We start from the raw sequence: 21,231 nt of genomic DNA, 5'->3' as shown, positions 1-21,231 counted from the left end.
AATTTTTAAATAGAGTTCCAAATAGCATCTTTAGGAGTTTCGGCAATGATTTGGAGCAGGTTTTTGGTTACGGGATGAATGAAGACTAACTTCCTCGCGTGAAGGTGAATTCCTCCATCAGGATTACTTCGATCAAAACCATATTTTAAATCACCTTTGATTGGGCAGCTTATAGCAGCCAATTGTGCTCTAATTTGATGATGTCTTCCGGTATGAAGATTGATTTCTAATGCAAAATAATTATCGAGTTCTTTGATGATTTTATACTCTAAACTGGCTTTTTTACTTTCAGGTACTTCTTTTAAGTGCGCTTTCGAAGTATTATTTTTTTCATTTCTTTTCAGATAATGTACTAAAGTCGCTTCTGCATTTTCAGGACGATTTTTCACAATTGCCCAATACGTTTTTTGCGTTTCTCGATTGCTAAACATTTCGTTTAATCGAGTTAATGCTTTAGAAGTTCGGGCAAAAACTACAATTCCCGAAGTTGGTCGGTCCAATCGATGAACAACGCCAAGAAAAACTTCTCCGGGTTTGTTGTATTTTTCTTTAACGTACTCTTTAACAACTTCAGACAACGGTTTGTCTCCTGTTTTATCTCCTTGCACAATGTCACCTGCGCGTTTGTTGATGACGATTAGGTGATTGTCTTCGTGAAGAATGAGGAGATTGTCCTTTGTAGAAATTACTTTAGACATAATTATCCTTTAAGACCTAGCAATTGCCAAACACCAGACTTTTTGTATTCTTTTACAGCTACTGAATAAGTAGTCTTTTCATGCTCTGCATAATAATCAGATTCACTTTTGAAAATGTAATGATTTTTGCAACGTATGATATCTAAAATCGTCACTCCTGATTCAGAAGTTTGTAATCTCAAAATATCTTTACCCTCATAATCATCTTCATTTTCAGGACCAAAAAGAGCTTCGGTTTTACTGTAGTTTAAAATTAGTTTTTTATTCTTTATTTTAAATGTCCCGGTGGTATAAGTCTCCGATGGTATACAATAGAAATCGCTAATAAAAGTTCCGTTTTTTAAAAATACAATTTTGCCATCGCAGCAGTCGCAGCCATAGTTATAAACAGTACAATTTTCAGTATTTAAATGGGTTGAAATATAAAATACCTTCGAATATAAATCGGATGTTTCCAAAAAATCAGAAACAGGTTTGGCAATAGGTTCTGTTTCCTTTTTTTTGCATGAAATCAAAGCTAGTATAAGAACTAAAATAATTTTTTTTCGCATCAATTAAGGATATTAATACTGTTCATTAACATTTGGAAAATCTTTCGACTTGACATCAGCCACATAATTCCCAATGGCATTTGTCATTTGCTCATATAAGTTTAAATAACGGCGTAAAAATCGGGGGCTGAATTCGTTATTCATTCCCAACATATCGTGAATGACCAATACTTGTCCGTCAACACCACCACCAGCACCAATTCCGATTACTGGAATAGAAATAGTCTTGGCCACTTTTTCAGCCAATACAGCGGGAATTTTTTCCAATACTAAGGCAAAGCACCCCAGTTTTTCTAACAATTTTGCATCTTCAATTAATTGTTCTGCTTCAGCATCCTCTTTGGCTCGAACAGTATACGTTCCAAATTTATAGATTGATTGTGGTGTTAAACCCAAATGTCCCATGACCGGAATTCCAGCATTCAATATCCGTTTAATACTCTCTTTTATTTCACTTCCGCCTTCCATTTTTACGGCATGTCCGCCACTTTCTTTCATGATTCTAATTGAGGAACGCAAGGCTTCTTTTGGATCCGATTGGTAACTTCCAAAGGGCAAATCAACAACAACTAAAGCACGCTCAATAGCACGAACTACGCTTGACGCATGATATATCATTTGGTCTAGGGTAATTGGTAATGTAGTTTCATGACCCGCCATTACATTACTAGCGGAATCGCCAACCAAAATAACATCAACACCAGCAGTATCTACAATTTTTGCCATGGTAAAATCATATGCTGTTAACATTGATATTTTTTCGCCATTAGCTTTCATGTCAAATAATGACTTGGTAGTTATTCTTTTGTAATCTTTTTTTGCTGTAGACATAGTTGCTTGTTTTGAAATACAAAAGTATTAAATCTATTTGGATGTCGATTGTTTTAGTTTGATTTGAATTTGAAATTTAATTTATTGAAATTACACTTTTGATGGTTAACTTTGCAGTCTTATAAAATGATAAAAATGCCCAAAATATTAATAATTGAAGACGAAATATCAATCCGAAGAGTATTAACCAAAATACTTTTGGAAGAAAGCGATTCGTATATTGTAGATGAAGCAGAAGACGGAAAACTTGGTTTCGAGAAAATTAAAAATGAAGATTATGATTTGGTACTTTGTGACATCAAAATGCCAAAAATGAATGGTGAAGAATTGCTTGAAGCAGTTAAAAAAATAAAGCCTGAAATTCCGATGGTAATGATTTCTGGTCACGGCGATTTAGAAACAGCAGTAAATACAATGCGTCTTGGAGCCTTCGATTATATTTCAAAACCACCCGATTTGAACCGATTGTTGAATACTGTTCGTAATGCTTTAGATAAAAAGCAATTGGTGGTCGAGAATAAAATATTGAAAAAGAAAGTTTTTAAAAACTACGAAATTATTGGTGAAAGTGATGCTATTAATCAAATTAAACTGATGATAGAAAAAGTGGCGCAAACCGATGCTAGAGTATTAATCACAGGGCCAAACGGAACTGGAAAAGAACTGGTAGCACATCAATTACACGAAAAAAGCGAAAGAGCCGAAGCTCCTATGATTGAAGTGAATTGTGCAGCAATTCCATCTGAATTAATAGAAAGTGAACTTTTTGGTCACGTAAAAGGAGCTTTTACTTCTGCTGTAAAAGACCGTGCAGGAAAGTTTGAAGCTGCCGATGGCGGTACCATTTTTCTTGATGAAATTGGCGATATGAGTTTATCGGCACAAGCCAAAGTATTACGTGCTTTGCAAGAAAGTCTAGTTCAAAGAGTGGGTGCCGACAAAGACATCAAAATCAATGTGCGTGTCGTTGCCGCAACTAATAAAGATTTGAAAAAAGAAATAGCTGAAGGACGTTTCCGTGAAGATTTGTATCATCGTTTGGCCGTAATATTAATCAAAGTTCCATCCTTAAATGACAGACGAAGCGATATTCCGTTGTTGATTGAACATTTTGCCATTAAAATTGCTGAAGAACAAGGAAATTCGACCAAAGTTTTTTCTAAAAAAGCGATTACGTTATTACAAGAATACGATTGGACAGGAAATATTCGGGAGCTGCGCAATGTAGTAGAGCGATTGATAATTCTTGGCGGAAACGAAATTTCGGAAACTGATGTGAAGTTGTTTGCGAGTAAATAAATTAGGCATAAGGGATAAGGCAAAAGCAATAAGTCTAATCCCTTTTCCCTTGTAACTTATCCCTTTAAATGAACTTAAAAAAAATAAACCCAAATCTCCAAAAAGCGCTCATAGAGAACGGTTTAACCGAAGCTAATGAAATGCAACAAGAAACATTTTCTACGATTAAAAGTGGTGCTGATGCGGTCATTCAATCTTTAGGAGGAACTGGAAAAACAACCACAATAGTTTTAAATGTAATTCAGAAGTTAGAAAAAACGAAAGACGAAAGTACTAGAGCTTTAATCATTGTTGAAAACAAAGAAAAAGTGTTGCAAATGGAAGCCCTTTTTTTAAAATACGGAACCTATACCGATTTAAGTATTTTAGGTGTTCATGACAAAGGCGATATCGATTATGATAAAAATGTGGTTTCGATGGGATTGGATATTTTGATTGGAACGCCAAATAAAATTAACGCCATGTTTTCCTCAGCTGGATTTAATAGTAATACCATTAAGTTGATGATTGTTGATGACGCTGATGTATTATTCAGAAACAGAGTTGATGCTATTATTTTGCGATTATCACAAAGTATTGAAAAAACACAACGCTTGTTCTTTTGCTCACAAGTAACCGAAAGAGTAGAATCGTTGGCTGATAAGATAATGATCGAACCACTTTTCTTCGAAATGGAAGAGTAATAATGATGAATTGCGGGTGGTAAATGGTGATTGAATCATTTTTTTCCACAATTCAAGCGAAAAATTCACAATTAATAATTTATAATTCACAGTTAAATTCATGGGCTTAATAAAAATATTTTCAGGAAAAGAAATTTTAGCAATAACACTAAAAGAACAATTAGAAGAAGCTACCATTACGGTTGTGATTAGAAGTAACAACCAAGCAAATGTTTTACCAAGTATTCAAACCGAAAAAGCAGTCGAATTATTCATTCAAGAAGTCGATTTTGGAAAAGCGAGTCCTGTTATTGAGGAGTTTAGATTGAGTATTTAAGGTGAAAAAAATTATCAGAATATTGCCTTTTTTTCTTTTCATAGTACTTCTTGATCGTTTTTTCTTTTTACCGGGCAGAATGGATGCTACTTGGGAATATGAAAAAGGAATTAATATGGGAAATCCAATTACATTCGACAATATTGTAATCATCAATAATTTTGTAATTCAAATTCAGAAAACCGGCGAATTAAATGAATGTTATCTTTTAGGATGTTATTTTGGAAATTTGTATTTGCTTAATTCACAAACCTTAAAATACACAAAATATGTTGAATTGGATGAAAGTACTTTCATGAATTAACTATTTAAAAATCTTCAAGCGACTAACCAAAAGAATAATAAATATCCTAAAAATACCAATAATAGCAAAGGTATACTTCAAATTGATCAGAATAAATAACAACCAAGCTAATGTTTTGCCAAGTATTCAAACGGCAAAAGCAGTTGAATTATTTATTCAAGAATTCGATAGTGGTAAGGCCAATCCGGTAATTGAGGAATTTAGACTAAGCATTTAATTTTCTATCTTTTTTGTTATTTCTAATATTTGAGTACCGTTAACAGGTTTAGAAAAATATCCCATAATTTCTGGGAATGTTTTTGCCTTTTCTTGGTCTTCATAGGCGATTGAAGAGGTAACTATGTAAATTGAAGTTGCATTCTTTTTATCAGATAGTATTTTATCAATATTTTCCATAAAATCCCAACCGTCCATAATAGGCATTTTTAAATCTAATAAAATGATTTCGGATAAGGTATTGTTCTCTTTTAAATCAGATGAAATGCTCTCTAATGCTTCTTTACCGTTTGTAAACGAAACAATATCATAATCAATTTTTGATTTTGAGATGACTTTATTAATTAAAAGTCTATAGATAGGATCATCATCTATAATACAAATTACTTTATTGCTCATTTGAAAAAAAGTGTAAATGTGGTTCCTTTATTGATTTCGCTTTCAGTTTCTATTCTGCCACCCATGGCATCAATCTGATTTTTAGTAATAAATAATCCAATACCTTTAGAATCAGGATTGTTATTAAACGTTTTATACATACCAAAAAGTTTATCACCGTTCTTTTTTAAATCAATTCCAATTCCATTGTCTGAAATTATCAAGGCTCTTTTATCTTCATTAAAAGATAATGTTATTTCTGGCGTTCTATCAGGATGACTATACCGAATTGCATTTGAAATAAAGTTGTAGATGATGCTTTCAAAATAAGCAATATTATAATCGACTTCTATTGTTGTTGAAACAAGATTGTTAATTTTAGCGTGTTTTTTTTGAATTTGTTCAGCTAATACGATTCTTGTTTTTTCGATATATTCATGAACATTTACTTTTTCAACTAATAAATTAATATTGTTTCTAATACTTACGACTTCGTTAAGATTATATATGGTTTCATTTAAAGAATGGGATACTTTTTTTAACAAATCAATCATTTCATCTCTTTCTTCCTTGTTGTTGGCTGTTTCTAAAAAAGAGGAAATCATTTCAATATTACTAGTATGTGATCTTAAATTATGCGATACGATATAAGAAAAATTTAATAGTCTTTTGTTTTGTTCGGAGACTAATTCAAAAGATTGTTTCAGCTCTTCTTCAGTGCGTTTCTTTTCAGTTATATCTTCGACAATGCCAATGATATATCCTGGAGTATCATCTACTGTCAAGATATTGGAAACTAATAGGTTAACCCATATTATATTGCCTTTTTTATGAATATATCTTTTTTCCATAGAAAACTCATTAATCTTCTGGTTTTTGAGGTTTTCCATGTTTTTTAATTCTTCTTCTAAATCATCGGGTTTAGTGATTTTTTGAAAATTAATTTTTTTCAATTCTTCTTCACTATAACCAACAATTTTGCAATATTCTTTATTAACTTCTATGAAGTTTCCAGTGGTACCATCTACCCGAACAATACCAACCGGTGCTTGATCAAAAATGGCTTTAAATTCAGTTTCGGTATTTAATATTTTTCGGGCTTGTTTTAATATCAACTTTTGTAATTGAGCAGGTTTTTTTAGAATAGAAGTTACCCAAAATCCAGATATTATACAAAGTAAAGAACCTAAAACTATAGAAAAAATGACTTGAGGAAAAATAACACTTTTATCTCTGGTGATTAAATACAATTTCCAATTGCCTTCAGAAATATTTGCAGCAATGTGCTCCTTTTTTGAAAAATCATTTATTTTAGGAAGATAAAATTTTTCTTTGCCATTATAGGGGTCAGCTTTAGAAAATTGAAAATAGTATTTACTTTCATCTATTGACTTTATTCCTGAATTTTTAAAAAGACTCTCTAACCGAATTACGACTGCTGCAAATCCCCAAAACTTATTTTTTTTGTAAATGGGGAGTCTTCCAATGATGCCTAGGCCACCTTGTTTTAATTCTAAAGGTCCAACAAAATGAATGCCTTTAGATAGCGTTGACGCCTTAACATCTTGTTCTAAATCAGAGGATTTTATTATGTCATAATTTAAGGCATTTTCGTTTCCTTTTAACGGATAAACATATTTAATTACCCCGTTTGGGAGTAGTTCAATAGCATCAATATTTGGATTTGACTTTAATAATTGGGGCGCTATTTCATTAAAGTTTTCAGGTTCTCCTGCATCGTTGATTGTTAATGCTAATGTGTAGTTTGTAGAATAACTGTTTTTTAGAATTTGAGAAATGTTATTGTGTACAACATTTAGAATATTATTCATTTCTCTATGTTGGCCTTCAATTGCTATGCTATATCTTAACCTAACCACAAATCCAATAAGAATCAACATGATAATGAATACGAATAGCCCAATGGTGTTAGGCCTTGTAAATAACAAACGTGAAAAATTATTCCATTTTGTATTTTTTCTCATACAATGAGGTTTGATTAGGCGGATTTCTAAGGTTTTATAAATGTATAAAAATACTATTTATAATTAAGATTTTTTTAAATACGATCATTATTAATTGATGCGCTCTATGCCGCTTCAAAAAATAACTACACGATTACTATAAATGACATAGCTTTTGAATTTGGCAGCACCACACTTTATAGCGAAGTAGCATTTGCCATCAATGAAACCTAAAATTGCCCTTAATGGGAAAAATGGAGCTGGAAAATCGACACTTTTAAAGTTTTGTCCTGAGAAAATAAACCTACATGAGTTGCCAATTCTGCTCAAAAAGAATAAGTGCTTGTCTAATTGCCGCATCATTTATCGGCTACAGACAATTGCACAGTATTAGAAGAATCGTCTTTTCTGAATTGATTATTTAAATATTTTTAACCGGCTAACTAAAAGGGAAATTAATAAACCAAAAATCCCAATTACAGCAAACGAATATTTCAAATTTGTTACCTCAGCTATAAAACCAATAAGTGGTGGGCCAATTAAAAATCCAAGGAAGCTAATACTTGTTATTATTGTTAAGGCTATACCTGTTGGTACTTTTTCATGGTTACCTGCAGTATTAAAAATAATTGGAATCACATTGGAAACACCAAAACCAACCAGCATAAAAGCGATAGTACACGAAATCAAATAGGGTAATAATACCGCTAAGTAAAGTCCGGTTGAAATTACAATACCACTAAAAATCAACACTCTTTTGGCTTTATATTTATGAACTAATATATCGCTTAAAAATCTGCCTATTGCCATGCTCACCATAAAAGAAGTATAGCCCAAAATTACCAAAGCTCCGGGAGCTTTCACGATTTCTTTAAAATAAACACCACTCCAATCGAACATGATTCCTTCGCTAGCCATACCACAAAAACAAATTATTCCAAGCCAAATTAAAGTCAAATCGGGATTCTTAAAAAAGGAATAAGAATTATGCTTTTCCTCTTGTTTTGATTTGGCATTTAAGATGTACTTATAGTTAAAAAGAATAATCAAAAGTACTAACACAAAGGCCAAGGCAAAGTGTATCAAAGGACTTAATCCAAAAGTGAGCATTAACAAACCAACTAATGCTCCACAAAATCCAGCTAAACTCCATGTGCCATGAAATGAACCTATAATGGGTTTATCATACAATTGTTGTGTGTAAACACCTTGCGTGTTGATAGCGATATTACAAAAATTGCTAAAAAAACCAAACAAAAATAATCCAATTGCCAATTGCCAAGTAGTTGTTGCTAAACCCAATAAGATTAAGCAAAAGGTATATACAAGTAATCCTAAAATTGAAATGATTCTACTTCCATAGTGGGTTACAACGTTACCCGAAAATGGCATGGCAGCGAGTTGGCCAATTGGCAAAACAAAAAGCATACTTCCCAATAAAGCTTCGCTCATATTTAAGGTTGATTTAATATCAGGAATGCGACTAGCCCATGTAGAAAAGCAAAACCCCATTCCGAAGAAAAACAGCGAAGTTGCTAACCTAACCCTATTGAGATACGATTTTTTAGTCTTTTTAAAATTGTTTTTAATCTTGGCTTTAGGTAAAATTTTGGATAAAAAACTGTAATCGATTAATGGCATCGTTTCAAAAGATTGTTGTGCTAAAGATAAATAAAACAACGCATACATTTTCAAATTGCATCATTTCTAAATTAGACTATCTTTGCCGCTTCAAAAAGCTAAGATTTCTAACGAACTAAATGGTCTAAGAAGTCTAAAACACGAGCGTCAGCGAACTGGCGCAGCAATCTAACAATCTGAAAATGATTACTGTAAATGACATAGCCGTTGAATTTGGTGGCACCACACTTTTTAGCGAAGTAACTTTTGCCATCAATGAAACCGATAAAATTGCCCTTATGGGGAAAAATGGGGCGGGAAAATCGACACTTTTAAAAATTGTGGCGGGAGAAAATAAACCAACACGCGGAAACATTTCTGCTCCTAAAGAAGCGGTTGTTGCCTATTTACCGCAACATTTGTTGGCTGCCGATAATTGCACCGTAATGGAAGAAGCCTCAAAAGCGTTTGCTGAGGTTTTTAAAATGAAAGCTGAAATAGACGAAATCAATGAGCAATTGACGATTCGCACTGACTACGAAAGCGATGCCTATATGAAACTGATTGAACGCGTTTCTGAGTTAAGCGAAAAATACTATTCGATTGAGGAAGTGAATTATGAGGCTGAAGTAGAGAAAGTATTGAAAGGCTTGGGATTTGTTCGTGAAGATTTTAACCGACCAACATCGGAGTTTTCGGGTGGATGGAGAATGCGTATCGAATTGGCAAAAATTCTTTTAAAACAACCCGATTTGATCTTGTTAGATGAGCCGACGAATCATTTGGATATGGACAGTATTCAGTGGTTGGAAGATTTCTTAATTAATCAGGCAAAAGCCGTAATGGTAATTTCCCACGACAGAGCATTTGTCGATAATATTACCAATCGAACCATCGAGGTGACGATGGGAAGAATTTATGATTATAAGGCCAAATATTCCCATTATTTAGAGTTACGGAAGGATAGAAGGGTGCACCAGCAGAAAGCCTACGACGAGCAACAAAAATTTATTGCCGATAATCAAGCTTTTATTGAACGTTTTCGGGGTACTTTTTCAAAAACTGATGCGGTTCAATCTCGTGTTCGTATGTTAGAAAAAATTGTTCCAATTGAAGTAGACGAAATTGATAATTCGGCATTAAAACTAAAGTTTCCTCCATCGGTGCGCTCAGGACAATATCCTGTAATTGTGCGTGATTTAGAAAAATCGTATGGTGAACATTTGATATTTAAAGATGCCAATTTAGTTATCGAACGCGGTCAGAAAGTGGCTTTTGTGGGAAAAAATGGCGAAGGAAAATCAACCATGATTAAAGCCATTATGAAAGAAATTGAAATCAATGGTGGAAGTGTCGAAATAGGACACAACTCACAGATTGGTTATTTTGCCCAAAACCAAGCCTCCTTATTAGATGAAAATGCTACCATTTTTGAAACGATAGACAACATTGCTGTTGGTGACGTTCGAACGCAAATCAAGAATATTTTGGGTGCGTTTATGTTTCATGGTGATGATGTACAGAAGAAAGTAAAAGTGCTTTCAGGTGGTGAGAAAACACGATTGGCGATGATAAAATTATTGTTAGAACCCGTTAATGTATTGATTCTGGATGAGCCATCTAATCATTTGGATATGAAGACTAAAGACATTATTAAAGAAACGCTTAAAGACTTTGACGGAACACTGATTTTAGTTTCTCACGATAGAGATTTCCTCGACGGATTAGCAGAAAAAGTTTTCGAATTTGGCAACAAACGCGTAAAAGAACATTTTGAAGATTTGAAAGGTTTCTTAGCGCATAAGAAAATGGAAAGTTTGAGGGAAATAGAAAAATAGACTGTAGAACTCAGGTTTTAGAGAATCAGAAATCCTGTCCGTTGTGCACCAGACAGGATTTCATCAATCTACACTCAACTTCACTTAACTATTTTCTTTTTCATTAATTTGTGGCTTCCATCAATCGGATGAACTCAGCTCTGTAGCCCTGATCGTCGTAGGCCAAACCTTCTTTTGCTAACTTTTTGATGTCTGACATGGATTTGTTGGTTATGAATTTGGAATCTCTCAGTTTCAATCCGAACCAAGCAACCGCTGAACTAAATTTTAAATCGCTTGAACTGTCCGTCATTTCAGTCGATTGGTCTTCAATCACGCGAATCATCTCAATACTTTTATCGCCATCAGGCTTTTTGTAGCGAAATTTTACAGTAGCTAATTCATTATTAAATTTGGTCTGCTTCGCCAATTCGCTGTCGCTCGGTTCCGTTTCTTTGGTGTTGGTATATTTCAAAGTGGTTGGTTCGATATAAAATTTGCTTTTTATACCCACCGGAATGATTTCATATAAGGCCGTAACGGTATGTCCGCTGCCTAATTCGCCCGCATCAATGGCATCGTTTTGAAAATCTTCTGGATTGAGTTTGCGGTTTTCGTAACCAATCAATCGGTATGACTTGACGTGAGCTGGATTGAATTCGATTTGGATTTTTACATCTTTAGCAATCGCAAACATTGAACCTTTGAATTCTTTACCTAAAAAGCGATTCGCTTCCTGAATGTTATCGATATACGCATAATTTCCGTTGCCTTTATCCGCTAAGGTTTCCATTTTACTGTCTTTGTAATTCCCCATTCCGAAACCCAAGCACGTTAAAAATACACCTGATTTTCTTTTTTCTTCAATTAAGGTTTGCATATCGCTGTCGGAAGAAGCACCTACATTAAAATCGCCATCAGTGGCTAAGATTACCCGATTGTTTCCATCTTTGATAAAATTCTCTGTTGCTGTTTTATAAGCTAATTGTATTCCGGCTCCACCAGCAGTACTTCCGCCTGATTGCAATTTTTCTAAAGCATCAATAATGGTTTGTTTCTGACTTCCCGAAGTGGTAGGCAAGACCATTCCGGCTGCTCCGGCATAAACCACAATAGAGATTTTATCTTCATCACGCAATTGGCTTACCAAGACTTTCAAAGATTCTTTTACCAATGGCAATTTGTTTTCATCACTCATCGAACCCGAAACATCTATAAGGAATACTAGATTCGATGCCGGCAAAGTATCAGTGGGAAGGATTTTTCCTTGCAAGCCAATGCGAACTAATTTGGTATCTTTATTCCACGGACAATTACTGTATTCGGTCGTAATTGAAAACGGATGTTTATCGCTAGGTTGCGGATATTGATATTTAAAGAAATTAACCATTTCTTCAACCCGAACGGCATCTTTCGGAACCTTTTGCCCTGCATTAATAATACGACGAATGTTGGTATACGAAGCATTATCTACATCAATAGAAAAAGTAGAGAACGGAGCTGTTTTTGGACTTTCAAAAACATTTTCAATCAACATTCCATAATCCTCATCATTTTCATCATACAAACCCGAATTGATGATGGGATCCTGGACAATACTGTTTTTATTGGAAGCATCAACGCTAAGTGATGAGTCACCTCTAATAATTACACTAATTTTGTTGGAACCCGGCTGCGAAGAACCTAATGTAATATTACTTCCTGCTACTTGACCTTTTAACGACTGAATAACGTTTACATTAGGTCTGTTTGCGACAGTTTTTGAAGAAACGGTTTGCATAGCTGCAAGGGTTCTTGATTTTGAAACTGATTTAGCATAGCCTTGAACCACTACTTCTTCAAGTTTCATAGTGTCTTCTTTCATGGTTACATTGATTACTTTCGAATCTCCAACTTTTACTTGAGTATCATTCATTCCGATAAAGCTGAAAACTAAGGTTTCTCCTTTACTGGCTTTGATGTGGTACTTGCCGTCGAAATTAGTTTGCGTATTTCTGGAAGTTCCTTTTACAACTACATTGGCTCCGGGTAACGGACCGATTTTGTCTGAAACTACTCCAGTAATGGTTCTTTGATTTGCGCTCGAGTTTTGCGCGTTAGCTACGGTACAAAAGAGCATAGCTATGGCTAATGAAATGAGTTTAATACTTTTCATGACTTAAAAATTTAAAAGTTGAACACTGTTATTTTGCTTTCTTCGAAGCGGTTACGGGTTTTCCGTTTTTGGTGGTAATAATGACGACGCCTTTTTTGCCTTTACTGCCATAGATTTCGATTGCTTTTTCATGCTGCAGTATAGAAAGCGTTTCGATTTGCTGTTGATTTAATGGCGTATAAGGACTAGTCGGATTCGGTCCAAAGACTTCTTTTTCGGTATATTCGACACCATTAATAATATAAAGTGGTTCGTTTAAAACTATTAAAGAATCGGCCTGGTTAAATTCGTGTTCTCTCAAGTTTTTTTTAGATACTTTATCGTCAATGATGACCAAAGGTTCTTCTTTCTTTTCACTAGAAGTTTGACTGCTTTTATCCATAAATAACTCAACATCTTTAGCATCGGCTTTTTTAGTAACAAAATAATATTCTTGATTTGGTATGCTCTTTACTCCAGCTGGTGTTGGTGCTGAATACCTCATGGCAGTGCTGGAAATTCCTGTCGAGAGTACCATGTCATCCGATTTGATGCTTTCTTCTAACGCCACTTGATTTGGCGTTTTTATTTGTGTATTTAAAATTTCTTCAGCTTCTTTTTTAATGACCGGATTTAAAGTTGTTTTATTTAATGCACCTTCAGATTTTGAATCTATTGTTACTACTTCATTTGATGCAGCATTATTTTTTTGGATAGAATCAGTTGTTATTACCACACCGCTTGGTTGAATTCTATTTGGGTGGGTTTTAAAAAACTGATATCCTAAGGTGGCAACTAACAGGAGCGAAGCTGCTACAGCTATTTTTTTCCAAAGTAGCATCGCTTTTTTATCTTCTTTGTTATCGAGCTTTTCTTCAACGCGTTGCCAGACTTTCTCCATTCCCGGAAAACCTTTGGTTTCAGCGCTTTCGGCAGCCGATTTGATTTGGTGTAACAAATTATTTTCTTCCATGACTATTTTGCTTTTTGATAATACAACTGATTGACCAGGTCTTTCAGTTTGGTCTTGGCAACATTCAATTGCGATTTGGATGTTCCTTCCGAAATACTAAGCATTACCGCTATTTCTTTATGACCGTAACCTTCAATGACAAACAAATTGAAAATCGTTTTACAACCTTCCGGAATATGTTCCAATAATTTCAGTAAATCTTCTTCTTCCAATGGTGTTTCTTCGGCGCTCTCGGGCTGAATCCGAAACGGATTATCTTCTAAATAAAGATTGAAATTCACATTGCGCTTTAATTGATACAAACAATGATTTACCGCAATCTTCCGAGCCCAAGCTTCAAAAGCTCCATTTTCTTTCAGCTGTTCAACTTTAGTAAATATGGTATAAAACGCATCAGCCATTACTTCTTCAAGTTCTTCTTCTTTTTTCAAATACCGTTTACAGGTGTGATACAACTTGGGAGCCATATATTCATACACCTGACGCTGGGCATCACGTTGCATTTTTTTACAGGCTGTTATGAGTATTTCGTTTATCAAAATGAATGTCTTTGTAACTAAAGAGAACTTATTTTATAAAAAGGTTGGGAGGGGTTGAAAAAAAAGTTTAAAAGTCAAGAGGGATAAGAGATAAGGAATGTTATTTTTCTAATTCCTTTTCCCTAATTCCTTATTGCTAAGGTATAAATAGTAGTTTCTAAATCTTCTGTATCAGTATCTTCACAAAGCAGCAACTCTATTTGAGTGGCTGTTTTTTTGTATAAGGTTAGTCCTTCAAATTTATGAGTATCACTAATTTGAATTGAATTAAGTATTTTCATGGTTTTTAAATCAATCGTTCCAATAATGCTTCCCAAAACTTCACCGTCATCATAAGTTGAAGTTGTATCTTCAGCTGCAGCCAGAAAGTAAATTTTATCTTCTATTAAAATAGCATCGGTGAAAGTGGCAGATACATTTTTTATTTTGGGTAGATCAAAAGGTACAAATTTAAAAATCCGGTTTTCTATATCTTCATTAGAATAGATGATTCCGTTTTTACTATTGGCACCATTACCTCTTTGAAATAAGTAGATGATGTTTTTGTGCTGAATTAAACCTTCAATATTAAGTTCTTCATCCTTTATATCAAGTTGTGTTTTGATATCCTGAAAAATAATACTGAAATCTTTATCATTAATTTTTTTTGATGTTGGGTTGTACTTCACAACTTTATTTCGGTTATTGGTAGAACCTGACCCTAAAATATATAATTTGTTTCCCAAAAAAGAAATCGACTCAAAATCGGGTTTGTCTTTTTTGATGATAGTTTCTTGTGGATTTTCAACCAAAGCTATTTTGTTTAAATTTTTGTTTGATATTGTATATTCATAAAGAAAGGAACTGTTGTCTGAAATGATATATAGTTTGTCTTCGTGATATACCAAACCAGAGGCAGAACCGATTCCGATAATTTTAAACAGTATTGAAAGTTGAAATTTTTCCATAAGTTAGCCTAAATAATTAGCCCCGATGGGAGCGAGCTACCATGTAGCGCGGACAGCGGGAATCAGCTCCTAAAATTAGTATATTTACAAATATAAATACTTACGTTATGAAAAGCATAAATCCAGATGATTTTAGAGTTATAAATCCAATTTCGTTGTCAAAAATCCCAACAGATTTAAATAATATAGCCAGTGATGATGAAAAAGTAGAAGAATTGCTAAAAATTCAACAAAAATTAAGCAAACGTCAAGATGCCATGTACGCCCACAACCGATATGGTGTTTTGATTTGCCTACAAGGCATGGATACTAGTGGCAAAGATAGTTTGATTCGCGAAGTATTTAAAGAGTTTAATCCACGTGGTGTTGTAGTGCATAGTTTTAAAACTCCCAATTCGACCGAGTTGGAACACGATTATTTATGGCGCCATTATTTGGCTTTACCCGAAAAAGGAAAATTTGCCGTTTTTAATAGAACCCATTATGAAAATGTATTGGTAACGCGCGTGCATCCCGAATATATTTTGTTTGAAAATTTACCAGGCATTGAGAACGTGGAAGACATTACGCCACAGTTTTGGGAAAACAGAATGGAGCATATCAATAATTTTGAAAAGCATATAACCCAAAACGGCACACTGGTTTTGAAGTTTTATTTTCACATGAGTAAAGAGGAACAACGCAAACGATTGCTCAAAAGATTGGAAAATCCAGAAGATAACTGGAAGTTTTCTATAGGCGATTTAAAAGAGCGAGAACGATGGGATGATTATATGAAGTACTACGAAGAAGCTATTAACAATACTTCAAGAGAAAATGCGCCTTGGTTTATAATTCCAGCCGACGATAAAGAAATGGCACGCGTCATTGTCGCAAAAATCATTTGGGAAGAACTACAAAAACTAACGGATATAAAAGAACCCGAACTTGACCCAAAGGTAAAAGCAAATATCGATTTGTATAAAGAGCAATTAAAAGGTTAATTTAGAAATATATATCAATTTAAATAATTATTAATTAGTTAAATTTTCAATCCCTTTACCATTGATTTTTGCCATTGTCATTGCAATTCAATCAGCTATCTTTGCAACCTACAAATTGCAAAATGAATTTAACCCAATATACCAAGGAGTTCTCCTATAATTTACGATTAGCGTATCCTGTAATTATTGGAATGCTTGGTCATACGCTAATTGGTATTGTCGATAATATTATGGTTGGCAAATTAGGTTCAACCGAATTGGCGGCTGTTTCATTAGGAAATAGTTTGATTTTCATCGCCATGTCTATTGGCATTGGATTTTCTACAGCCATTACCCCAATGGTAGCCAAAGCGGATGCTGAAGATAACACATCAAAAATTCGCTCTATATTTCATCATGGTTTGTTTTTGTGTATCATTTTAGGTTTTATGCTATTCGGATTGGTATTGCTAGCCAAACCCATTATGGAATTACTACATCAGCCCAAAGAAGTGATTGTTTTAGCCCGACCTTTTTTAAATTGGGTGGCTTTTTCTTTAGTGCCCCTAATTGTGTATCAAGGGTATAAGCAATTTGCAGACGGTTTGTCATTGACAAAAGTTTCGATGTATGCTATCGTAATGGCAAACATTCTTCATGTCATTATTAATTATTTTTTAATTTATGGTATTTGGATTTTCCCAAAAATGGGTATTCTCGGGGCTGGTTTAGGAACCGTATTATCCCGTATTGCCATGGTCACTTTTATGCACATCATTTTATCACGAAAAGATCAATTAAAACAGTACTTCAGCGATTTTAGTTTTGATGAAATTAAGAAAGAAATGCTACAAAAAATCATCAATCTTGGATTTCCCTCTGCCATGCAAATGCTTTTTGAAGTAGTCTTGTTTACCGCAGCTATTTGGCTTTGTGGCACGATTGGGAAGACCAGTCAGGCAGCGAATCAAATAGCCCTGAGTTTGGCATCAATGACCTTTATGGTGGCCATGGGTTTGAGCGTGGTAGCAATGATAAGAATTAGTCAACAAAAAGGGTTGAAAGAATACAAACAGTTAATTGTTGTTGCACGTTCCATATTTTTGCTAGCTATTATTATAGAAATTGTTTTTGCTTTACTATTTGTTATACTGCATCAAATTTTACCTTATTTGTTTCTTAATATGGAAAATCAAGGGCAACTACTAGACAATCAAGAAGTAATTATTATTTCAGCAAAATTGCTTTTAGTAGCTGCAATATTTCAGATTTCGGACGGAATACAAGTGGTTGTTTTGGGCGCTTTACGCGGATTGCAAGATGTAAAAATTCCAATGTATATTACTTTTGTTGCCTATTGGATTGTTGGATTTCCGATTTCGTATTATTTAGGTATTTATACAAATTTAAAAGCGGTCGGAGTTTGGATTGGACTTTTGGCTGGATTGACAGCTGCTGCACTTTTTCTCTTTATTCGATTTCATTATCAAACTAAAAAGTTGGTTTCCGATAATGCATCATCATAAAATGTAACTTCCCAAAGAGAGTTACGTATAACCAGCATATAATCTAAAAATTTATAAAATGATACTTTCATTTATTATTGGTATTATCTTAATTATTATCGGTTTCACACTAAAAAATAATGAAAACCCTATTGCAAAATTTGCTAATCTATTTAAAATATTCGGCATTGTAATTATTTTGATTGGTTTGTTATCGTCATCGTTTAAACAAATAGATGCCGGAAAATTAGGTGTGAAATCACTTTTTGGAAATGTGCAACCCGATGTTTTAGAAAGTGGTTTGCATATGGTCAATCCCTTATTAGACATTACCATTTTTGATGCGCAAACCCAAAACTATACCATGTCGGCCATTCATGATGAAGGCGACAAAGATGGAGACGATGCGATTCGTGTCTTATCAAATGACGGATTAGAAGTTGTGATAGATTTAACTGTTTTATATAGGGTTTTACCCAATGATGCTCCAAAAATCTTAAAGAGTATTGGAGAAAACTATACCGATAAAATTGTTCGACCTGTAACAAGAACGCGTATTCGAGATAATGCAGTTTATTATGATGCCGTCGCACTATATTCTTCTAAAAGAGGTGAATTTCAACAACGAATTACTAAAAGTATCGAAGCCGATTTTAAATCAAGAGGTTTGGTGTTAGAGCAATTATTAATTCGAAATATTAATCTTCCTGCTTCAGTAAAAACGACTATTGAAAGCAAAATTAATGCCGAACAAGAAGCACAAAAAATGCAGTTTGTACTACAAAAAGAAAAGCAAGAAGCCGAGCGTAAAAGAGTAGAAGCACAAGGTATTGCCGATTACCAAAGAATTATATCCACAGGTTTGACCGATAAGCAATTGCAATACGAACAAATCAAAGCGCAAAAAGAAATAGCCACTTCGTCTAATACCAAAATTATTTTTATGGGCAAAGGAAGTGCGCCGGTTATTTTGTCGGATAAATAATAACTGTTTGTTGTTTATGGTTTGTTGTTTAGAGTTGAAAAACAAACCATAAACCATAAACAACAAACCAAAAACAAATAATTAAAAATGGAATTACCAAAATTTGTTCTAGCCGATAACTCTGATTTTCCAGATGATATATTTGTAATCCACCTCGATTTTCCACGTTTTATTATCAACTTAAAAGATGATGAAGTGGAGTTTTTGGAAGATTTAGAAGGGGAAGACGAAACCGAATTAGAATCTGAAATGGAGCATTTAATTACTTTAGCCGGAGAATTCTACGATAAAGAAATGGAAGGCTACGAAGAGTAGTATTTTCAATAAAACCTTATTAAAAATTTAAAGTGAGGACAACTCATTTTTAATCGTATACACAGCAAGTCCCACTCGGGTTTTAATGTGTAACTTTTGAGAAATATTGTCTTTACAGTTTTCTACCGTACGCGTGCTACATCCTATTTGAGCCGCTATTTCTTTATAGCTTAAGTCGGTGGTGACATAGTTTAAAAACTCGAGTTCTCGTTTGGTGAATTGTGCTCGAATTGCTGCCTTTGATTTTTCTTTATTTTCAATATCATTAAAAATAGTTTTGGCAGCCCAATCCGGATAGAAGAAACCATTTTTAAGCATCGTAAGTAAGGCATTTTCTAAATCGGAAGGATAGGTATTTTTAAGAAGGTATCCTTTGGCACCATTTTTTAGCATCGTTATGACGCTTTGATCTTCATTTTGCATACTCAAAGCCATGATTAATATGTCAGGATGATGGGTTGTGAGCCATTTTGCAGTTTCAAAGCCATTCATAATGGGCATACTCACATCAAGAAGTACAATAGTCGGAATGTTGTTTTTATCGGCTAGCTTATCCTGAAGTTCTTTACCGTTTTCACATTCATATAAAACTTCAAAATCTTTAAAACTAGAAATAATACTGCTTAAAGCTTTTGCTATTAATATGTGGTCATCAACAATTACTATGGTATTTTTCATATAAAATAGGTTATTTCTACTAGTACGAAAGTAGTGAATGTTTAAATATTTTACTCCTGAAAAGGAACTTTTATACTAACGGATGTTCCGTTATTAGTGCTGTTTAAAAAAAACTGTCCGCCAATAATTTCGGCTCGTTTCTTCATGTTTTGGAGCCCGATACCGTCCGCTTTTTTGGTTTGTAGGTCAAAACCTTTTCCATCATCTACTAAGGTTAACGTTAACAATTCATTTTGTTTACTTAGATTGATTTGTATCAAATTACAATCAGAATGTTTAATAGCGTTTTGAATAAACTCTTGGGTGACCCGCACCAAAACACTCTTGACGGCATAACTTTGTTTGTTGTACAGATTGAGGTTATCTACCATAAGTTCACATTTTTTTATACTATTAATTTTTTGACTCTCTATTTCTAGTAATTCTGGTAATGTTTTATTTTCGATACTATCATCGCTCAAGGATTGGGATAATTGCCTTAAATCGGATAAGGAATCATTAATAATCGAATTGATAGAAGCCACATTTTTATTGTCTGAGGCTACTTTGTTTTCGTAAATCAACTGTTGAAAATACAAACTCGCCAAGGTTAATTTTTGTCCAACATTGTCATGAATTTCCCTGCCAATTTCTTGCATGGTTTTCTTTTGCATCTCCAATTGTGTCGCTAAAAGTTCCTTTTGATGCTGATCTTTTTCATACGTAAGCTGTAACTCATTTTCTTTTTTCTTTCTGCGGTATTTCCAAATATAAAGAAAGATGGCTACCATAAAAAGTAGAAAAAAAAGGTTAAAGACAATAGTGATTAGTAAGTATTCGGTTTCCCCCATATAAAAGCCATTGAAAAAAGTAGATACATCAATTGATTTATCAGTAAAAAGAAGACATAGTAGTTTGTAAAAATTTCATTGTTTTTATAAACGATAGCATAAAACGAAAACAATGGCAACGTTCCAACATATAATAGGCTTACCCCTAAATTAATATAAAACATCATGTTCTCCTTAAACCGAATTATTTCATCCGATTGAATTTGTTTTAAATATTCTAAAAAAACAAGAATCCCCAGTAAAAAAGCACCAACGACATAATTAAACGAGTACACCATTGTTTTTTCACTCTCCAAATATAAATGTGGTATAAAGGAAGCCAAGTAAACCAACGAAAACCAACGAAAAAGATTGACATTTTTCAGTGATTTACAAGCGTATAGCCAATACAAAAACAAGAATTCAATAGGAATAACGGCAAAGCCATAAACATATTTTATTCTGGATACATCCCATATAATTTCATTGTAACTTAAAAACTCGATGCAAAATATAAATGCCAAATAATACAAAAACCATTTCCAATACGTATTTTTTATTTTTTTATAAAAGTAAAGCCCAACAATGACCGGAATACCTTCGGCAAAATTCATTGTACTGGCTAAAGTTTTCAAAAGTTCTTCCATATAAAAAACACGTTCTGTTTCACTTTCTCAAAGTTAAATTTTAAAATGAAACAGCACGTG

23 protein-coding genes and 1 pseudogene are annotated in these 21,231 nt (G+C 33.8%); 11 read left to right on the top strand and 13 right to left on the bottom strand.

All coding sequences use genetic code 11. The features are described from left to right. Positions 1-5: 5 nt before the first annotated feature. The 3 genes from ACIQ2L_RS08010 to panB are packed head-to-tail and all read right to left on the bottom strand — an operon-like array spanning position 6 to position 2,080. On the bottom strand, positions 6-698 hold the full coding sequence (locus ACIQ2L_RS08010) for an RluA family pseudouridine synthase (RefSeq protein ID WP_396157670.1): 693 nt from the start codon (positions 696-698) through the stop codon (positions 6-8). A 2-nt stretch (positions 699-700) separates the two neighbouring features. Further along, the gene (locus ACIQ2L_RS08005; protein ID WP_396157668.1) at positions 701-1,249 is read right to left on the bottom strand and encodes a hypothetical protein; all 549 of its coding nucleotides are present in this window, start codon (positions 1,247-1,249) and stop codon (positions 701-703) included. A gap of 12 nt (positions 1,250-1,261) precedes the next feature. Beyond that, entirely contained in the window at positions 1,262-2,080 is an 819-nt protein-coding gene (gene panB, locus ACIQ2L_RS08000; protein WP_396157666.1) for a 3-methyl-2-oxobutanoate hydroxymethyltransferase, read from the bottom strand. 135 nt (positions 2,081-2,215) lie between these two features. Here panB and ACIQ2L_RS07995 point away from each other — a divergent pair, with 135 nt between their 5' ends. The 5 genes from ACIQ2L_RS07995 (at position 2,216) to ACIQ2L_RS07975 (ending at position 4,899) form a co-directional block, all read left to right on the top strand. After that, positions 2,216-3,379 (top strand): sigma-54-dependent transcriptional regulator, encoded by a 1,164-nt coding sequence (locus tag ACIQ2L_RS07995; protein ID WP_396157665.1) that lies wholly within the window; start codon positions 2,216-2,218, stop codon positions 3,377-3,379. A 68-nt stretch (positions 3,380-3,447) separates the two neighbouring features. Then, positions 3,448-4,062, top strand: coding sequence for a DEAD/DEAH box helicase (locus tag ACIQ2L_RS07990; protein ID WP_396157663.1), 615 nt, complete (start codon positions 3,448-3,450; stop codon positions 4,060-4,062). A 100-nt stretch (positions 4,063-4,162) separates the two neighbouring features. After that, positions 4,163-4,378, top strand: coding sequence for a DUF2007 domain-containing protein (locus ACIQ2L_RS07985; protein ID WP_396157662.1), 216 nt, complete (start codon positions 4,163-4,165; stop codon positions 4,376-4,378). A 1-nt stretch (position 4,379) separates the two neighbouring features. Further along, a complete protein-coding gene (locus ACIQ2L_RS07980; protein ID WP_396157661.1) occupies positions 4,380-4,682 on the top strand; it encodes a hypothetical protein in 303 nt (100 codons plus the stop codon). A gap of 82 nt (positions 4,683-4,764) precedes the next feature. Beyond that, positions 4,765-4,899 (top strand): hypothetical protein, encoded by a 135-nt coding sequence (locus tag ACIQ2L_RS07975; protein ID WP_396157660.1) that lies wholly within the window; start codon positions 4,765-4,767, stop codon positions 4,897-4,899. Here ACIQ2L_RS07975 and ACIQ2L_RS07970 read toward each other — a convergent pair. Together ACIQ2L_RS07970 and ACIQ2L_RS07965 are read right to left on the bottom strand one after the other, a co-directional pair. Next, a complete protein-coding gene (locus ACIQ2L_RS07970) occupies positions 4,896-5,297 on the bottom strand; it encodes a response regulator (protein WP_396157659.1) in 402 nt (133 codons plus the stop codon). The two genes, ACIQ2L_RS07975 and ACIQ2L_RS07970, sit on opposite strands and share 4 nt — an antisense overlap. After that, the gene (locus ACIQ2L_RS07965; RefSeq protein WP_396157658.1) at positions 5,294-7,261 is read right to left on the bottom strand and encodes a PAS domain S-box protein; all 1,968 of its coding nucleotides are present in this window, start codon (positions 7,259-7,261) and stop codon (positions 5,294-5,296) included. The genes ACIQ2L_RS07970 and ACIQ2L_RS07965 overlap by 4 nt, the downstream gene beginning before the upstream one ends. 132 nt (positions 7,262-7,393) lie before the next feature. On the opposite strand from ACIQ2L_RS07965, the pseudogene ACIQ2L_RS07960 reads away from it, so the two are divergent. After that, positions 7,394-7,527 (top strand): annotated as a pseudogene (locus ACIQ2L_RS07960) (ATP-binding cassette domain-containing protein); the annotation flags it as partial. Between the two features lie 130 nt (positions 7,528-7,657). Here ACIQ2L_RS07960 and ACIQ2L_RS07955 read toward each other — a convergent pair. After that, entirely contained in the window at positions 7,658-8,929 is a 1,272-nt protein-coding gene (locus tag ACIQ2L_RS07955) for an MFS transporter (RefSeq protein ID WP_396157657.1), read from the bottom strand. 134 nt (positions 8,930-9,063) lie between these two features. Between ACIQ2L_RS07955 and ACIQ2L_RS07950 the strand changes: the two genes are divergently transcribed. Beyond that, positions 9,064-10,698 (top strand): ABC-F family ATP-binding cassette domain-containing protein, encoded by a 1,635-nt coding sequence (locus ACIQ2L_RS07950; protein WP_396157656.1) that lies wholly within the window; start codon positions 9,064-9,066, stop codon positions 10,696-10,698. A 103-nt stretch (positions 10,699-10,801) separates the two neighbouring features. On the opposite strand, the gene ACIQ2L_RS07945 is transcribed toward ACIQ2L_RS07950, so the two are convergent. The 4 genes from ACIQ2L_RS07945 to ACIQ2L_RS07930 all read right to left on the bottom strand — a co-directional run bounded on the left by ACIQ2L_RS07945 (position 10,802) and on the right by ACIQ2L_RS07930 (position 15,270). After that, complete coding sequence (locus ACIQ2L_RS07945; RefSeq protein WP_396157655.1) at positions 10,802-12,832, bottom strand: von Willebrand factor type A domain-containing protein; 2,031 nt, start codon at positions 12,830-12,832, stop codon at positions 10,802-10,804. Between the two features lie 28 nt (positions 12,833-12,860). Beyond that, entirely contained in the window at positions 12,861-13,784 is a 924-nt protein-coding gene (locus ACIQ2L_RS07940; RefSeq protein WP_396157654.1) for a hypothetical protein, read from the bottom strand. Between the two features lie 2 nt (positions 13,785-13,786). After that, entirely contained in the window at positions 13,787-14,287 is a 501-nt protein-coding gene (locus ACIQ2L_RS07935; RefSeq protein ID WP_396157703.1) for an RNA polymerase sigma factor, read from the bottom strand. Between the two features lie 158 nt (positions 14,288-14,445). Then, positions 14,446-15,270 (bottom strand): DUF6929 family protein, encoded by an 825-nt coding sequence (locus ACIQ2L_RS07930; RefSeq protein WP_396157653.1) that lies wholly within the window; start codon positions 15,268-15,270, stop codon positions 14,446-14,448. 107 nt (positions 15,271-15,377) lie between these two features. Here ACIQ2L_RS07930 and ACIQ2L_RS07925 point away from each other — a divergent pair, with 107 nt between their 5' ends. The 4 genes from ACIQ2L_RS07925 (at position 15,378) to ACIQ2L_RS07910 (ending at position 19,037) form a co-directional block, all read left to right on the top strand. Then, positions 15,378-16,253 carry a PPK2 family polyphosphate kinase gene (locus tag ACIQ2L_RS07925; protein WP_396157652.1) on the top strand — a complete coding sequence of 292 codons (876 nt, stop codon included), beginning with the start codon at positions 15,378-15,380 and terminating at the stop codon, positions 16,251-16,253. Between the two features lie 122 nt (positions 16,254-16,375). After that, positions 16,376-17,758, top strand: coding sequence for an MATE family efflux transporter (locus ACIQ2L_RS07920; protein ID WP_396157651.1), 1,383 nt, complete (start codon positions 16,376-16,378; stop codon positions 17,756-17,758). Between the two features lie 58 nt (positions 17,759-17,816). Further along, positions 17,817-18,722 carry a prohibitin family protein gene (locus tag ACIQ2L_RS07915; protein WP_396157649.1) on the top strand — a complete coding sequence of 302 codons (906 nt, stop codon included), beginning with the start codon at positions 17,817-17,819 and terminating at the stop codon, positions 18,720-18,722. A gap of 87 nt (positions 18,723-18,809) precedes the next feature. Further along, positions 18,810-19,037 (top strand): hypothetical protein, encoded by a 228-nt coding sequence (locus ACIQ2L_RS07910; protein WP_396157648.1) that lies wholly within the window; start codon positions 18,810-18,812, stop codon positions 19,035-19,037. Between the two features lie 27 nt (positions 19,038-19,064). On the opposite strand, the gene ACIQ2L_RS07905 is transcribed toward ACIQ2L_RS07910, so the two are convergent. The 3 genes from ACIQ2L_RS07905 to ACIQ2L_RS07895 are packed head-to-tail and all read right to left on the bottom strand — an operon-like array spanning position 19,065 to position 21,171. After that, positions 19,065-19,715: a response regulator gene (locus tag ACIQ2L_RS07905; protein ID WP_396157647.1), complete on the bottom strand. Its 651-nt coding sequence runs from the start codon at positions 19,713-19,715 to the stop codon at positions 19,065-19,067. A gap of 50 nt (positions 19,716-19,765) precedes the next feature. After that, entirely contained in the window at positions 19,766-20,545 is a 780-nt protein-coding gene (locus ACIQ2L_RS07900) for a sensor histidine kinase (protein WP_396157645.1), read from the bottom strand. Continuing rightward, positions 20,521-21,171: a hypothetical protein gene (locus ACIQ2L_RS07895; protein ID WP_396157644.1), complete on the bottom strand. Its 651-nt coding sequence runs from the start codon at positions 21,169-21,171 to the stop codon at positions 20,521-20,523. The genes ACIQ2L_RS07900 and ACIQ2L_RS07895 overlap by 25 nt, the downstream gene beginning before the upstream one ends. Positions 21,172-21,231 lie beyond the last annotated feature (60 nt).

Origin of the sequence: Flavobacterium sp., from assembly GCF_044369455.1 — a bacterium.
Classification (GTDB): Bacteria; Bacteroidota; Bacteroidia; order Flavobacteriales; family Flavobacteriaceae; genus Flavobacterium.
The sequence above is the reverse complement of the archived record's forward strand: the minus strand, read 5'-3'. Positions and strand labels throughout refer to the sequence as shown.

What these genes read in the sequence shown, in the direction of transcription:
- ACIQ2L_RS08010 (WP_396157670.1), bottom strand. Translation starts at nt 698, where the DNA reads ATGTCTAAAGTAATTTCTACAAAGGACAATCTCCTCATTCTTCACGAA.
- ACIQ2L_RS08005 (WP_396157668.1), bottom strand. Translation starts at nt 1,249, where the DNA reads ATGCGAAAAAAAATTATTTTAGTTCTTATACTAGCTTTGATTTCATGC.
- panB (WP_396157666.1), bottom strand. Translation starts at nt 2,080, where the DNA reads ATGTCTACAGCAAAAAAAGATTACAAAAGAATAACTACCAAGTCATTA.
- ACIQ2L_RS07995 (WP_396157665.1), top strand. Translation starts at nt 2,216, where the DNA reads ATGCCCAAAATATTAATAATTGAAGACGAAATATCAATCCGAAGAGTA.
- ACIQ2L_RS07990 (WP_396157663.1), top strand. Translation starts at nt 3,448, where the DNA reads ATGAACTTAAAAAAAATAAACCCAAATCTCCAAAAAGCGCTCATAGAG.
- ACIQ2L_RS07985 (WP_396157662.1), top strand. Translation starts at nt 4,163, where the DNA reads ATGGGCTTAATAAAAATATTTTCAGGAAAAGAAATTTTAGCAATAACA.
- ACIQ2L_RS07970 (WP_396157659.1), bottom strand. Translation starts at nt 5,297, where the DNA reads ATGAGCAATAAAGTAATTTGTATTATAGATGATGATCCTATCTATAGA.
- ACIQ2L_RS07965 (WP_396157658.1), bottom strand. Translation starts at nt 7,261, where the DNA reads ATGAGAAAAAATACAAAATGGAATAATTTTTCACGTTTGTTATTTACA.
- ACIQ2L_RS07955 (WP_396157657.1), bottom strand. Translation starts at nt 8,929, where the DNA reads ATGTATGCGTTGTTTTATTTATCTTTAGCACAACAATCTTTTGAAACG.
- ACIQ2L_RS07950 (WP_396157656.1), top strand. Translation starts at nt 9,064, where the DNA reads ATGATTACTGTAAATGACATAGCCGTTGAATTTGGTGGCACCACACTT.
- ACIQ2L_RS07945 (WP_396157655.1), bottom strand. Translation starts at nt 12,832, where the DNA reads ATGAAAAGTATTAAACTCATTTCATTAGCCATAGCTATGCTCTTTTGT.
- ACIQ2L_RS07940 (WP_396157654.1), bottom strand. Translation starts at nt 13,784, where the DNA reads ATGGAAGAAAATAATTTGTTACACCAAATCAAATCGGCTGCCGAAAGC.
- ACIQ2L_RS07935 (WP_396157703.1), bottom strand. Translation starts at nt 14,287, where the DNA reads ATGCAACGTGATGCCCAGCGTCAGGTGTATGAATATATGGCTCCCAAG.
- ACIQ2L_RS07930 (WP_396157653.1), bottom strand. Translation starts at nt 15,270, where the DNA reads ATGGAAAAATTTCAACTTTCAATACTGTTTAAAATTATCGGAATCGGT.
- ACIQ2L_RS07925 (WP_396157652.1), top strand. Translation starts at nt 15,378, where the DNA reads ATGAAAAGCATAAATCCAGATGATTTTAGAGTTATAAATCCAATTTCG.
- ACIQ2L_RS07920 (WP_396157651.1), top strand. Translation starts at nt 16,376, where the DNA reads ATGAATTTAACCCAATATACCAAGGAGTTCTCCTATAATTTACGATTA.
- ACIQ2L_RS07915 (WP_396157649.1), top strand. Translation starts at nt 17,817, where the DNA reads ATGATACTTTCATTTATTATTGGTATTATCTTAATTATTATCGGTTTC.
- ACIQ2L_RS07910 (WP_396157648.1), top strand. Translation starts at nt 18,810, where the DNA reads ATGGAATTACCAAAATTTGTTCTAGCCGATAACTCTGATTTTCCAGAT.
- ACIQ2L_RS07905 (WP_396157647.1), bottom strand. Translation starts at nt 19,715, where the DNA reads ATGAAAAATACCATAGTAATTGTTGATGACCACATATTAATAGCAAAA.
- ACIQ2L_RS07900 (WP_396157645.1), bottom strand. Translation starts at nt 20,545, where the DNA reads ATGGGGGAAACCGAATACTTACTAATCACTATTGTCTTTAACCTTTTT.
- ACIQ2L_RS07895 (WP_396157644.1), bottom strand. Translation starts at nt 21,171, where the DNA reads ATGGAAGAACTTTTGAAAACTTTAGCCAGTACAATGAATTTTGCCGAA.